We start from the raw sequence: 13,800 nt of genomic DNA on the forward strand, positions 1-13,800 counted from the left end.
AAAACTCAAGAACATTAAATCGCTGTCAGAGAAAATATGAAAAAGGCAACGCCGTCAACCCTTAAGTGGCTGAAAGATATAGTAGGTTTAGGCACCATCTTAGTCGCCCTTGTAGTCTACTTCAGCATTAGAAGTCCAAACTTTTTGACAGCCACGAACTTTACTGCAATTGCCAATCAAATTCCTGCTGCGCTATTGGTTGCTGTTGGAATGACGCTTGTATTGATTACTGCGGGGATTGATCTCTCGGTTGGTTCGCTTGTGGGGCTTTCTGGTGCAGTATTGGGACTCAGCATTGACCGCATTGGTTTACCTCTTCCGATAGCAATTCTAGCTTGCATTGCCACGGGACTATTTTGCGGGATGATCAATGGTCTAGTAATTGTAAGGTGGGCTTTACCACCCTTCATTGTTACCTTGGGAATGCTTGAAGTTGCCCGTGGCGCAACTTTCCTTCTTACCGAGACTCGCACAATCTATTTGGGTTCCAAGATTAGCAAAATTGCAGGGTTAGGGGTTGCAAATATTTCTGTGCTTTTTATTATTGCAATTGCCGCAGTAGTCTTGGGCCAATTGATTTTGTCGCGGTGTACTTTTGGGAGGTACTTAATTGCCATTGGAGCAAATGAGCAAACGGCATATTTATCGGGAATTAATACGTCAAGGATAAAAGTCTCAGTGTATGCGCTTTCAGGCTTACTTTGCGCAATGGCCGCGGTGGTGAACACCGCTCGCATGGCTTCGGCAAATCCCAACGCTGGCACAGGTTTCGAATTAGAAGCAATAGCGGCAGTAGTAATCGGCGGAACTAGCCTAATGGGAGGCCGTGGTTCGGTAATAAACTCTATGTTGGGTGTGTTGTTTATGGCAATACTGAGCAGCGGACTTTCACAGATTGGCACAGAAGAAGCAACAAAGCGAATGATTACAGGCTTTGTGATAGTATTGGCTGTCATCCTTGATTACTACCGATCTAGAATTACTTCAAAAAGTTAGAGGAAATGGAAAAAGAGTTTATATTTCTTAACCTAACAACTAGCCTCCATTAAAGAACGTAGTATATGTTTTGAGAGAGCTCCACTACCACTCATGTATATGTTTATTTTTCAATTGAGTTGACATCGCATGTAAGCTTTGTTATACTTCCTGTATAGTTTGTTCTTCTTAGGACATCTTCGTAATATCACCACGGAGGTCTGCTTGTTCAAGATCCAAAAGCATATACTGCGCTTGCTGTTTGCTTGTATGTTAATCTCCTGCGGCTCAGGGCTTATTTTGGCCGATACGGACACTAACAAGTCCGCTAAAGGAGATATTGTTGAGCTTCGCTTATGGGGTGGAGATTGGGGTATTCCTCCTAAAGACGCTACCGACCCTTGGCGGCGTGCAAATCGCGCAGTTTTTGAGCGGTTTCAGGAATTACACCCGAACATAAAAATCATTAGCGCAAGCGGCTTGCAGGTGCAAGGAAGAGCAGCAGAGAGTGGCTTACTCATGGCAATGGCAGGCGGTACTGCCCCTGACGTCTTCTATGTCAATTTTCGAAAGCTTCACAATTTTATAAACCAGGGGTTTCTCTATCCCCTCAATGAGTACATCGAAAAAGACCCCGAAATATTAAAGAAAATTCATCCAGAAATCCGAAAAGTCATAACTGTAGATGGCAAGGTATATTCGATTCCGTGGTTTCAATGCGTACAAGCCTTATATTATCGTAAAGACCTTTACAAAGCTGCCGGCCTTGATCCAAACAAACCTCCCAAAACTTGGGATGAATTCTATGAGTATTGCAAGAAGCTAACTATCCCTGAAAAAGGTCAATGGGGTTTTGCGTTCTCGTCAGGGCCAAGTAGTACGGCTTTCCATTGGATTAATTTTCTATGGCAAGCTGGTGGCGATATTGTTGCTCAAGATGAAAAAGGCGAGTGGCATTGCGTCTTTAATTCGCCGGCAGGTGTGAAAGCGCTTAATTTTTACAAAAAGCTAATGATTGGAAAATGGAAGCGAAATGGCCGCGAAATGATTGGAGTTGCAACTAGGACAGCCACCTACGCACAGGATATTGAACAAGGGAAAATAGCTCAGTGGTTTGCATATTCCACCGATCTTGTAACCAACCGTTCGAACATCAATCCGAGCTTGATAGGAATTGCGCCGCTCCCAGCGGGCCCGGCGGGGCATGCGAATGAAATCAACGCCGGTATGTGGGGAATCAATGCCACAATAAAAGACAAGCGTGTTCGAGATGCTGCTTGGGAATACATCAAGTTCATGGGCAGCGAAGAAGCCGACAGGGTGCGAACAAAGGCGTACGTAGAGTCGGGGTTGGGAAAAATGGTTAACCCCGTTATGCTCGAGAAGTATGGCTATGTCGAATACCTCCGCGGAATTCCAAAGAGTTGGATCGAAGCTAACAGGGAAGCTTTTAAATATGGTCGGCCCGAGCCTCATGGCAAAAATTGCGAGATGATTTATATTGAGCTTGATTATCCCCTGCAGGAAGCCGTCCTTCGTCCTGACAAAGACCCTAAACAAATTCTGGATGAAGCCGCTCGCAATATTGACCGCAAAATGCTTGGCTATGTAGACCCTAGGGTCCAAGAAAGAAGAAGAAAGACGGCTCGTGTTATATTTGCGACGCTCCTAGCGCTCATTTGCTCAGTTGGTGCAACGCAGGTTAGAAAGTTGGCAAAGGCGCATGCTGATGAAACTGCAGACACGAGGGTCGTGCGCGGTAGCAAGATGGTTCATGTGGTCGCTTGGATTTTCATGCTTCCGGCAGTGCTTTCAATACTTGTTTGGGCATACTACCCGCTTGTTCGTGGAATGATTATGGCATTCCAGGATTACCGAATTATTGGCAACAGCAGATGGGTTGGTTTGGACAATTTTATTGAAGTGTTCACAACAGAAACTTTCTGGCGGGGTATCTTAAACAGTTTATTATATGCGGGGATGAACCTAAGCCTTGGCTTCTGTGTACCAATTTTCCTAGCATTAATGCTTCATGAAGTTCCACGTGGCAAGATGCTTTTTAGAACTCTCTACTACCTACCTGCAGTAACAAGTGGTCTTGTAATTATGTTTCTTTGGATGTGGTTCTATGACCCCACGCCCCAAGGACTTTTCAATACACTTTTAGGATTTTACAATCAAGCTGCAGAAGCTCTTGCGAACACATTAAGAATCAACCCAGAAATCCTCAAATTTAATTTGCCTCTTAAATGGCTAGGCGATCCAAAACTGGCTATGCTTTGCGTCATACTTCCAGGCATATGGGCGGGTGCTGGACCTGGAAGTATTATTTATCTAGCTGCAATGAAGAGCATTCCTGATGAAATGTACGAGGCAGCGGATATTGACGGTGCTGGCGTATGGAGCAAGATATGGCGCATAACGTTGCCAACCCTAAAGCCTCTTATAATTATCAATTTCGTTGGAGCATTCATAGGTTCGTTTAAGGCAATGGAGAACATCTTTGTAATGACGGGTGGCGGCCCTCTAAATGCAACTCACACTATTGGCCTCGAAATATGGTACAACGCATTTATGTATTTAAGATTCGGATATGCTACAGCCGCCGCTTGGATGATGGGAAGTATGCTGATAGCCTTCACAATGTATCAGCTACGCATATTGAGAAACGTCCGCTTTTCCGCAGCAGGGAGGGAAGAATAGATGTCAATTATCCCAACTGTTGGCAGACGTTCGTGGTCAATGCGCTTGCTCATCGCGGGATTATATATTGTCCTAACTTTGGGGGCAATAACGATGGTCTATCCCTTCCTCATTATGTTGGCAACCTCCACAAAAAGCGGTGTTGATGTTAACAGCTACAGCGTAATACCTAAATACTGGTATGACGATTCGATTCTTTTCGCCAAATTTGCCGAGATAAAGTATGCTGCCGATATGGACGCAATCAATGGCTATTACCGTACCGACTTTGCAAAAATGGAGGACATTGCTCCACCCCAGAAAACACCTCTCACGACAAATCAAAAGAGAATGGTAAAGGACTGGGAGGATTTTAGTCGGACAATTCCGCTTAAGTATATGCAAGCAAATTATGGCGTCATAAGTAATGCTCCAAGCCGTTTGCTAAACGAATATCGGGCTTGGCTTCGAAAGCGATTTAATAACGACATTAATGCTCTCAACAAGCTTTATCGCGAGGAAAATGAAAGCTTCGAGACCGTTTTTACACCTTTCGAGCGCACGGAAAGCCGTGAGTGGCAGCCAGAGAAAACCCCAAAAATGCAAGAGTGGCTGAAGTTCAAAGCATCATTGCCATCGGAATTTCGGCGGGTAATTTGCATCGATCCACTGTTTTGGACATTCTTAAAGGAGAACAAATACGATGGCGATATATCCAAACTAAACAAAGCCTACGGTACTAATTACAAATCATTTATGGAAGTTCACCTTTCCCCTACCCTTCCCGCTGACCCTAGGCAAAGAGCCGACTGGGAAGAGTTCGCACGAACTATGCTTCCGTTCCGTTATATGGTTCTAAACTCAAAGGCATTGCCGGCTTATCAGAAGTTTCTTCAAAACCGTTATGGGGGAAATATCGAAGAAGTAAATAGAATCTACGGTACAAATTACTCATCATTTAACCAGATTGTCTTACCAGAGGAGGCGCCAGCTGAGGGAACACCGCTTGTTGACTGGATGGATTTTATTTCGAAAGTTGTTCCAGTCACTGCAATAAAAGCTGTAAACTCAGAAAACCTATACAGGCAATATCTTTTCAAAAAATACGGCAGCTTTGATGCAATCAATAGAGCCTACGGAACAAAGTATGCTTCTCTTCTAGACGTATCTCCGCCCCAGCACCTTGCCGACTGGCATTATGTACTTACACACCATAGGGAATTGAGGAAGCACTTTATAATTCGCAATTATGCAATGGTTTTGAACTACATACTTCTTCACGGAAGGGCAGTATTCAACACTTTTGTCTTTTGTCTGGCCGCTATTTTAACCCATTTAATTGTTAACCCGCTGTGCGCTTATTCTCTTTCGCGGTATAACCTTCGCTATTCGTATAAGGTGTTGCTCTTTTTGTTAGCCACAATGGCATTTCCTGCGGAAGTAACATTGATTCCGAATTTCTTGCTCCTAAAGAAGCTCCATATGCTTAACACTTTTTGGGCACTGATTCTTCCCGGAATGGCTGGTGGGTTTTCGATTTTCCTACTTAAAGGTTTCTTTGATAGCCTCCCGAAGGAACTTTATGAAGCTGGAATCATCGATGGAGCATCCGAAGCACGGATGTTTTGGCAAATCACAATTCCGCTATCTAAGCCTATTTTTGCAGTGATTGCACTCAGTTCATTTACGGCGGCGTATGGAGCGTTTATGTTTGCGTTTCTGGTTTGCCAAAACCCAAAAATGTGGACGATGATGGTTTGGTTGTATGAGCTTCAGATTACGGCCCCGAAGTATATAACTATGGCTGCATTGACAATAGCAGCCATACCAACACTAACAGTCTTCGTCTTCGCACAAAATGTTATTATGAGAGGTATCATTCTACCAAGCTTTAAGTAATGACTTTTTCAAGCAACTTTGGGAAGTTCTTGAAGTGGTTCTTGTATTGCAGGTAGTTTTACAATAAATGTTGCACCTTGCTTGACGCGTGTCTCAACTTCGATTTTGCCGCCATATTTCTCAGCAAGGCTTTTGCTTACAGAGAGGCCAAGTCCGGTACCCTCAAATTCAGGTTTTGTCGTAAAGAAGGGGTCAAATATTTTGCTTAGGTGCTCGGGTTTTATCCCAGGGCCAGTGTCAGCAAACTTTGCAACGACAAAGCCTGCATCATCCTGCGAAGTCTCTACAATCAACTTGCCTCCTTTTTCTTTCATTGCCTGAACAGCGTTAATAGCGATATTCATGTAAATTTGCTGAATTTCGCTTGCATCGGCATAAATCATAGGGAGATCTTCGGTGAGTCGTTTTACTATGGTAATACTACCTTGTGTTTGCACAAGCTCTAGCGTGCGTTCTATCAGTTCATTTATGTTAACAGGATTTAGCATACCAGGATGGTTGGTGCGTGAGAACCCAAGTAAATTTCGCACCAGATTTGCTATTCTCTGTGTTTCGGATTTTATTATTTCAAGGTCTTTTGCAGTAGGATTATCAGGATCCATATCAACTAAAAGCATCTCAGCACGACCAAGAATCACCAATAAGGGGTTATTTATCTCGTGTGCCATGCCGGCAACTAGTTGCCCTATGGACGCTAGCTTCTCACTTTGAATTAGACCTGCCTGGGCGCGCTTTAAATCCCTTAAGGCTGAGCGCAAGCAAACCACTTGCTCGCGAAGCTTTCTGTACAAATGCATCTTCTCAATTGCCAATCCAGCACGATCAGTTAATTCACAAATTGCTTGAATGTCATTTTGATTAAAGGGTTCATTTGTCTTTCCACGCACAATTGAGAGGACACCAAGCGTTTTCCCACCAACAACAATTGGTGCAATCATAGTGGGTGCGACGCCCCGCGTGCCAAGTAACGCCGAAATTTCAGGTTCGTCTGATTCCGAGTTGACCAGTATTGGCTTACTGTTTTTTGCAACCCATTCTGCAAGGCCGCGTTTTATATGCGATAAATCTGTGCAAGTTCCATTGACAGATACTGTTCTTGCGGACATATAATCAAGTAAGCCCAATTCTTGGTCCATCAAGAGAATTGAGGCAGTCTCTGCACCTGTTATCTCTAGTGCCATGCTCAGGAGCATATCCAAGCCTTCTTGCATATCCAGATTGCCAACTAGTCGGTCTGAAATCTCTTTAAGCTTTAATAATTCTCTGTTTCGCTGTTCTATTATCTGATTTTTCTCAGCCAGTTCTTTGGTTAGCTGAAGACTTGTCTTCCTCGCCCTACTTGAAGAGTCGAAGAAATAAATACAAAGTAGGAGGATTGCAGACACCAGGCCAATCCGCAAAATGCGGTTTTCTATAAAGAAATTGGAGTATCTGATGTATTTAGTGTGTTGGAGAATGGCTGATGAGATATCCATCAGCACCATGCACAAAGTTAAAACAATAATAACTATTATCGCAAGCCACCATAGTTGGGCTTGTTTGTGGTGAGCGGCGTGCTGTTTCTTTAATAGTTTTTCCAAGGTTTCTTTTGATGCGTCCAATTTTGCACCTTTTAAGCGTTTATCAAGTTAATTATTGGCATGATATAGGGAATTGTTAATACTAAAGATTAAAGTAAGGGTGAATCGCGGCGTTCTAAAACGAAGCGAGGAAATCTTTCAAATTGCCAAAGAGGTAGTTGTACGCAGAATCCATCTTTTCTTCGATACCTTCTAACGAATCGAAAGGCTCGGGGTGTTGGACATCTAGTTCGATGTAAAGTTGAGAGGTATCATTGAAAAATGGCTCAATTCGTAAGTCGTGGATGCCGTCTTGATGTAGCACAACTCTCAGCCCCGCGCCTTTGCGGCCTGGTCCAAGCAAAGCCCACTGGTCAGGTCTTATTGCTAGAAGGTGAGCTTCGGTAAATTGGGGAGCAGCATCCGGCTTGGAAAGCGGAAGCAGTGCAGTAAGTTTAATTCCGAAGGTTAAATATTTCTGTATATTCAGCCGCTCGCTGACTATTTGGAATATATCGAGACATTTCTCTTTGCTTGCCTGAAAGTGAACGACTGCTTCGTTCACCTGAATTCTAGTTGTTTGGATGAAACAGTCGCCAGTCGGATTAGCCATGCGAACCCCGTCTGGCAGATGTGTTAAATTATGATATTGATATCTTTCCGTGATGACAGCATACAGGCGATTGAGGTCCACCATTTGGATTTGAAGCGGTGGGTAAAGAATCCCGGCGGTCAATCGCTGGCAAGTCATAAGTTCAGGATTCATGGCAACTCCTTTGTGCCTTGAAGCCGTGATGTCTGGCTATGAGATTTTATCATCGAAACCCTGCCCGGTCAAGTTTGCCTTTATTCTAATACGCTTTTAAGAAATCATGATTGTTGTTCTGTAAACAGCATTCGAGAAGACGCAATTTCGTTTAACTCGGAGATAGATTATGACTCGAAATTGTTTCTAGAATTTGCTCGACACTTTCCGCTGTCGCCTGGCGCGGATTGCTCTTTGCCGAGCCCGATGCAAGGGTTTGCGAGATTATTTGGGGCCAGTAATGGCGGTCAAGTACGAGTTTTGTTAGCTGTTTTTCAATATCCATTTCCGAATTCAAGCGTTCCAAATGATTAATTAAAGCCTCGGCGGCTTTGTTGTCATCAGAATTGCTTGAAATTCCAGCAGCACGCGCAAGCTCAGCGTATTTTATTGTTGATGTTTCTAGGTTAAAACGCATTACAAATGGAAGCAGGAGGGCACATATTAAGCCATGCGCGAGGCCCGTTATGACACCAATCGGATGTGCTAACCCATGAACAAGACCAAGCCTGGCGTTGGCAAATGCAATGCCTCCCATGAGACTTCCCAACGCGACTTCTGTCCTTGCTTCAATATCCGTTCCATTGTGGTAGGCTTTGGGTAGGTTGGTTAATAAGCGAACTGCAGCACTTTTTGCTAAGGCGTCGGTTATTGGATTTGCGCCTTTTGATACATAGGCTTCGATTGCTTGCGAAAGAGCATCCATGCCTGAATATGCCGTAGATTCTTTGGATAAGGATAACGTAAATTCGGGATCAACGATTGCAACATCTGGAAGCATCAAGGGGGTTCGTATGCTTGCTTTGATTCGTTCGGTTTCGTCTATCAATACCGAATTTGGAGTGACTTCTGAACCACTCCCGGCGGTGGTTGGTATCGCTATGAATGGTGTCCCCTTTTGTTCTACCTCGCGTCCATGAAAGTATTCATAAATCGTTCCTGGTTGGCGACCAATGACAGCTACTGTTTTTGCCACATCGAGAGCACTTCCACCACCGATGCCTATTACTATATCCGATGTACTCTGTTTGAAAGAATCTAGTGCCCATTGAGCATTAGAAATTGTGGGCTCTGGCGGAACATGCTCAAAAATGTTTACCTTTATTTTTGATTCCGCCAGAAGTTTTAAGACTTTGTCGAGCCAACCTGTTCGCCGCAGGAACGTTTTACCGGTAATAAGAAATGCATTTTTACCTAGAGATGCAGCTTCTGTGCCTATGTCTCGAATACAACCAGCGCCAAAGATTATTTTCTTTGCGGTCTGAAAGGTTAAGTTCATTCTAAGTTCTACCTCCGATTTGCATGCTTTCTTTTCGATTATAACTAATATTCGCCTTTCTGTTGCTTATTATTTTACGAAAAATAGCAAATATTCTGTGAATTTCTCGGTTTTTTGGGTAAAAGTAAGTAGAATTATTGCCAACCTATCGTTTCTGCAGGCAAACCAAATCTCACAAAGCGGCTTTCGATTCAAGGCAACTCTTGGTATGAAAGGGGGTGACTTACTTGAATAAACCTGATTTAATAAACGCGGTTGCTGAAAAGACCGGCATGAAGAAAGTTGATGTTGAAAAGGTAGTGAATGCTACCCTCGACGCCATCACCGAAGCGTTGAGTAAAAAGGAAGAGGTTTCGCTGGTTGGGTTCGGCACATTTGATGTGCGCACGCGTGGAGAAAGGACTGGGCGCAATCCAAGAACAGGCGAACAAATTAAAATCCCACCTAGCGCTAGCCCTGTTTTCAGACCAGGAAAAAAGCTTCGGGATGCCGTGTCACCTTAATATTTAGCAGGCTTACACGGCATGTGGCGCAGGCAATATTTGGGAGGCAAAACAGCCTCCCTTTTCTGTTGCCTATTCTCGGAAGATTATTCCATGCTTGCTACAAATTAGGGCTGTACCTGTTTTAAGGCTTGGCTGAGATATTTCAAGCTGCTTATCACAGTTTTCGTGAGGACATGGTATGATTTTTTGGCCCTGATGAAACGCCTCGACGACTTTCCATACCTCCCTTGCGTAAGCATCTCTGGTCATTCTCATTTAGGCATACCCCTCCTCTAATGCTTTTGCCGAAGGCAACGTAATCGAAGATTAACAAGAATCCTTGGCAATTTTCAGGGCCAAGGCGATTTTTATGTTTTATGCTATAAATTGACCATTGGATGTGCAAGTTATAGTAGACTTTGGGTAATTACTAAGTTTATTTACCCAAAAGAGGCATCGGATAATAGTGAAATTTGAGTTCGCCGTGGTGATGCATTTGCAACATAAATATAATAAGCCATCACTCGGTGCAAAATACCTAATCAAAGCAGTACTGAATTTGAATTCCCTCTGTACGTTAGCTACCCACTTGTGCTCGCTGGATAGGACAAAAGGTTTATATAACAGTGCTATAAAGTTCTTGCGCTTGGGCAGTGAACCTGATAAGATTTTTCTTGTCTTACCTAAATATAAGCCTGGTTGTTTTGAACGTTTATTTTTATGAAAAAGCCATTCCGTTACAATCTTGGGCGAATCATGCAGATTCGGGAGCTACCTGCCCTAGTTTTCTTGCTCTTGGCGGTTGTATTCCTTTGGAACAAGGCTCCGAACTTTGGTGAACATGCGAATCTACTCAGTATCGCTAGGGAAACAAGCATAGTAGGGATTATGGCAGTTGGAATGACTGCCGTCATTCTCACGGGCGGAATTGATTTGTCGGTTGCTTCAGTACTAGCGCTCTCAGCTTCTGTAATTGCAATCCTTGCGGTTAATGGGTCAAACCTACTGATAGCAATATTGGCTGGGTTAGGAATAGGAACCGCGTGCGGTGCGTTGAACGGCTTACTCATTACTTTTTTGCGAATACCACCAATCATAACGACGCTTGGTACTATGGCAATATACCGAGCGGCTGTAACTTTATTCACCCAAGCAAAGTGGATTGGCCCGCTGCCGGCTGGAATGGCTTTTATAGGTAGCAAGATAACACCTGCTTTTATCCTCTTCTTAATTGCTACTATTACGTCACTTTTTTTATGGAAGTGTAGGTTAGGCAGGTATATCCAAGCCATCGGCGGCAATGAGAATGCTGTGCATCTGTCGGGAATAAGCGTGCGCAAAGTAAAGCTACTGGTTTATATGTTGAACGGCTTTCTTGCGACGGTCGCAGGTTTAGTAATGGCGTCTTCAGCAAATTCAGCTCAAGCGAATATGGCATTGGGATATGAGTTAAATGTAATCGCTGCCGTGGTTATTGGCGGAACAAGCATATCAGGCGGGCAAGGTTCAGTCATTGGCTCGGTCCTTGGTGCTGCCATCATGTCTGTTTTATACAGTGCGCTTATCTTGTTAGACGCCTCAATCTATTGGCATAAGTTAATCTTGGGCGGAGTAATTCTTGCAGCTGTGTTGCTCGATAAATTCCGATACCTGACAAAACAATGAGTTCAATCCTTAGGTCGAAAGAATTAGCAGTCTTTATCCTTTTTGTGGTTGTATTTGCATTTTTCACGATGCAAACCGAACGTTTTGCAGCTCCGGACAACCTATTCAACGTTGCGCGCCAATATTCGGAGCTGGCAGTGGTATCCGTCGGGTTGACGATGGTTATAATAACCGGCGGAATTGATATATCCGTTGGCTCAGTAGTTGGATTGTCCTCTGTGCTGGTTGGCGTTCTTAGTTCAATTTTAGGCTTGAACATTTGGGTTTCATGCGTTATAGCCGTTTTTGCTGGGTTGGGATGTGGATTAATCAACGGCCTTTTCATTACGAAAGCAAAATTACAGCCAATTGTTGTCACGCTTGCTATGATGAGCGCAGCGCGAGGGCTTGCATATGTTCTGACTCGGGGAAGTTCAATTTCGGGGTTTCCGGATGCTTTTGCTGCGCTAGGGCAGAAAGCGATTGGTCCAATTCCATGGATAGGGTATATTCCACTGCCTGTGTTTATTGCTCTTATATTAGTAATGCTTGGCGTACTCTTGCTCAGAAGGACAGCGCTAGGAAGAGGAATATATGCGGTTGGTGCAAGCGAGGAGGCGTCGAGACTTTCTGGAATAAACGTTTTTAGAATAAAGTTATTCGCCTACTCATTTACCGGTTTGCTGTGTGGATTGGGAGGCGTAATGATGGCTGCAAGGCTGGTATCCTCAGTGCCCGACGCCGGTGCCAATTTTGAATTTGAGGCAATCACCGCAGTTGTAATGGGAGGAAGTAGCCTCAGAGGTGGCGAAGGAAACATAACAGGTACAATAATAGGTGTTGGGGTAATGGCAATCTTAAGAAATGGCTTGAATCTTATAGGAGTCCCGGATATTTGGCAGGGATTATTTCTTGGTGTAGTTCTAATACTAGCTGTTCTAGCTGATAATCTAAGAAATGCATTGCGTGAAAGGCTGAAGTTGCAATTTTGAGAGGAGGAACAACCAACGTTGGACATGAAAATTAAGAATCGACTTTTTTGCTGGGTCGCATCAATACTGCTAACAGCAACAATAATTTTTTACGCAACAAGTTGTTCACAAAAACCCACTGCACCCATAAAACCGAAGAAACCGCAAGCGGCTAAACAAGAGACACGCAAGCGCAAGATTGTGTTCGTAATGAAGCTCGTTGGTATACCTTATACGAATGCTTGTGAGCGGGGAATGAAGAAAGCTGCGGAGGAACTTGGCATAGAGGCAAGTTTTCTTGGGCCTCCTGGAGCTGCTGACATAATAAAACAAATTAATATCATTGAAGATCAAATCTCAGCTGGCGTGGATGCAATTGTAGTGTCACCTAATGATGACAAAGCGATAATTCCTGTTATTGAAAAAGCTACAAAAATGGGAATCAAGGTGTTTACTTGGGATTCAGACGCACCCGCGAGCAAGCGCATTTTTTATGTTGCAGCAGCCGACGATGTTGGCATCGGGCGCGATATTATAGATCGAATTGCAAAAGACATTGGCGGGAAGGGTAAAGTTGCCATAATGTCTGGCGGTCCAAATGCGCTCAACCTAAATTTGCATATCAAAGGTGTCGAAGAGGGTGCAAAAAAGTACCCAGGTATTAAAATTGTTACACCCTATTTATACAATAATGACGACCAACAGCAAGCTATTACAGCAGCGGTAACCATGCTCCAACGGCATCCAGATCTTGCCGCATTTGCATGTGTGAATTCCCCTGGTGTGCCCGGTGTGGCACGTGCGCTTATCCAAACCGGAAAGGAAGGTAAGGTTAAAGTATGGGGGCTTTCTTTGCCAAGCGAGAATCGCGATTACATTAAGAAGGGCATTGTTAATGGTTTGATACTTTGGGACCCTGCAAAGCTCACATATCTCGCTACTAAGCTTGTCAACGACTATCTAGACGGAAAGAAACCAGTTGATGGGATGACTGTACCGGGCATCGGAAAGCTAAAAGTAAGCAAAGACGGTGTTATTATAATGCCAGGTGTTGTTATTACTAAAGAGAATGTAGACCAATTTGATTTCTAAGTTTATACGCTTTGATAGTTTGGAAAATCATACTAGCTCATATCTATTTAGCCCGAAAGGAACACACTTGTGGAACGACACGTTCTTGAATGGGACCCATCGTGGGATGATGATTGGCAGGCAGCTCAACCTGATTTGGAAAGGTTGATAGAAGAAGGACATCCGCCTGAACCTACAAAAGCGGTTGAGTACTACAAATATGGGTTCATGATGCGCAAGAAACACCCTGTTCATCCATGGCCTGAGATTGAAAGAGAAATTTACCAAGATTATATGACAGGCCAATTTGAATTCGGCGAAGAAGATTGGGAAGAAGCCCGAAGGTATATTCATGCAGGTTGGTTGGGCGCCGAAAGGTGCAAGTAATCATAAATATACCTTCGGGCGTTATCATTGGAAGCAGTTTGAT

12 protein-coding genes are annotated in these 13,800 nt (G+C 43.8%); 8 read left to right on the plus strand and 4 right to left on the minus strand.

Annotated features, from left to right (window positions below):
- Positions 1-36 precede the first annotated feature (36 nt).
- From QHH26_10745 to QHH26_10755, 3 genes are all read left to right on the plus strand, one after another.
- Positions 37-996 (plus strand): ABC transporter permease, encoded by a 960-nt coding sequence (locus QHH26_10745; GenBank protein MDH7482431.1) that lies wholly within the window; start codon positions 37-39, stop codon positions 994-996.
- A 204-nt stretch (positions 997-1,200) separates the two neighbouring features.
- On the plus strand, positions 1,201-3,678 hold the full coding sequence (locus tag QHH26_10750; protein ID MDH7482432.1) for an extracellular solute-binding protein: 2,478 nt from the start codon (positions 1,201-1,203) through the stop codon (positions 3,676-3,678).
- Positions 3,679-5,556 (plus strand): beta-galactosidase, encoded by a 1,878-nt coding sequence (locus tag QHH26_10755; protein MDH7482433.1) that lies wholly within the window; start codon positions 3,679-3,681, stop codon positions 5,554-5,556.
- Positions 5,557-5,564: 8 nt separating this feature from the next.
- On the opposite strand, the gene QHH26_10760 is transcribed toward QHH26_10755, so the two are convergent.
- The 3 genes from QHH26_10760 to QHH26_10770 form a co-directional block, all read right to left on the minus strand.
- The gene (locus QHH26_10760) at positions 5,565-7,157 is read right to left on the minus strand and encodes an ATP-binding protein (protein ID MDH7482434.1); all 1,593 of its coding nucleotides are present in this window, start codon (positions 7,155-7,157) and stop codon (positions 5,565-5,567) included.
- Positions 7,158-7,251: 94 nt separating this feature from the next.
- Entirely contained in the window at positions 7,252-7,881 is a 630-nt protein-coding gene (locus QHH26_10765; protein MDH7482435.1) for a hypothetical protein, read from the minus strand.
- Positions 7,882-8,032: 151 nt separating this feature from the next.
- On the minus strand, positions 8,033-9,199 hold the full coding sequence (locus QHH26_10770) for an iron-containing alcohol dehydrogenase (protein MDH7482436.1): 1,167 nt from the start codon (positions 9,197-9,199) through the stop codon (positions 8,033-8,035).
- Positions 9,200-9,426: 227 nt separating this feature from the next.
- Between QHH26_10770 and QHH26_10775 the strand changes: the two genes are divergently transcribed.
- Positions 9,427-9,702, plus strand: a complete 276-nt coding sequence (locus QHH26_10775) for an HU family DNA-binding protein (GenBank protein ID MDH7482437.1) — start codon at positions 9,427-9,429, stop codon at positions 9,700-9,702.
- A gap of 72 nt (positions 9,703-9,774) precedes the next feature.
- Here the strand turns inward: QHH26_10775 and QHH26_10780 are convergent, their stop codons facing one another.
- Positions 9,775-9,960 carry a hypothetical protein gene (locus QHH26_10780; GenBank protein MDH7482438.1) on the minus strand — a complete coding sequence of 62 codons (186 nt, stop codon included), beginning with the start codon at positions 9,958-9,960 and terminating at the stop codon, positions 9,775-9,777.
- A 444-nt stretch (positions 9,961-10,404) separates the two neighbouring features.
- On the opposite strand from QHH26_10780, the gene QHH26_10785 reads away from it, so the two are divergent.
- From QHH26_10785 to QHH26_10800, 4 genes are all read left to right on the plus strand, one after another.
- Positions 10,405-11,349 carry an ABC transporter permease gene (locus tag QHH26_10785; protein MDH7482439.1) on the plus strand — a complete coding sequence of 315 codons (945 nt, stop codon included), beginning with the start codon at positions 10,405-10,407 and terminating at the stop codon, positions 11,347-11,349.
- Positions 11,346-12,320, plus strand: a complete 975-nt coding sequence (locus QHH26_10790) for an ABC transporter permease (protein ID MDH7482440.1) — start codon at positions 11,346-11,348, stop codon at positions 12,318-12,320. Before QHH26_10785 ends, QHH26_10790 begins: the two co-directional genes overlap by 4 nt.
- A gap of 24 nt (positions 12,321-12,344) precedes the next feature.
- The gene (locus tag QHH26_10795) at positions 12,345-13,391 is read left to right on the plus strand and encodes an autoinducer 2 ABC transporter substrate-binding protein (protein ID MDH7482441.1); all 1,047 of its coding nucleotides are present in this window, start codon (positions 12,345-12,347) and stop codon (positions 13,389-13,391) included.
- 69 nt (positions 13,392-13,460) lie between these two features.
- Complete coding sequence (locus QHH26_10800) at positions 13,461-13,757, plus strand: hypothetical protein (protein MDH7482442.1); 297 nt, start codon at positions 13,461-13,463, stop codon at positions 13,755-13,757.
- Positions 13,758-13,800: the final 43 nt, after the last annotated feature.

The sequence above is a fragment of the Armatimonadota bacterium genome (assembly GCA_029907255.1).
Taxonomy (GTDB): domain Bacteria; phylum Armatimonadota; class UBA5829; order DTJY01; family DTJY01; genus JAIMAU01.

Excerpts from the sequence above, each read along its gene's own strand:
- QHH26_10745 (MDH7482431.1), top strand. The coding sequence starts at position 37 with ATGAAAAAGGCAACGCCGTCAACCCTTAAGTGGCTGAAAGATATAGTA.
- QHH26_10755 (MDH7482433.1), top strand. The coding sequence starts at position 3,679 with ATGTCAATTATCCCAACTGTTGGCAGACGTTCGTGGTCAATGCGCTTG.
- QHH26_10765 (MDH7482435.1), bottom strand. The coding sequence starts at position 7,881 with ATGAATCCTGAACTTATGACTTGCCAGCGATTGACCGCCGGGATTCTT.
- QHH26_10770 (MDH7482436.1), bottom strand. The coding sequence starts at position 9,199 with ATGAACTTAACCTTTCAGACCGCAAAGAAAATAATCTTTGGCGCTGGT.
- QHH26_10780 (MDH7482438.1), bottom strand. The coding sequence starts at position 9,960 with ATGAGAATGACCAGAGATGCTTACGCAAGGGAGGTATGGAAAGTCGTC.
- QHH26_10785 (MDH7482439.1), top strand. The coding sequence starts at position 10,405 with ATGAAAAAGCCATTCCGTTACAATCTTGGGCGAATCATGCAGATTCGG.
- QHH26_10790 (MDH7482440.1), top strand. The coding sequence starts at position 11,346 with ATGAGTTCAATCCTTAGGTCGAAAGAATTAGCAGTCTTTATCCTTTTT.
- QHH26_10795 (MDH7482441.1), top strand. The coding sequence starts at position 12,345 with ATGAAAATTAAGAATCGACTTTTTTGCTGGGTCGCATCAATACTGCTA.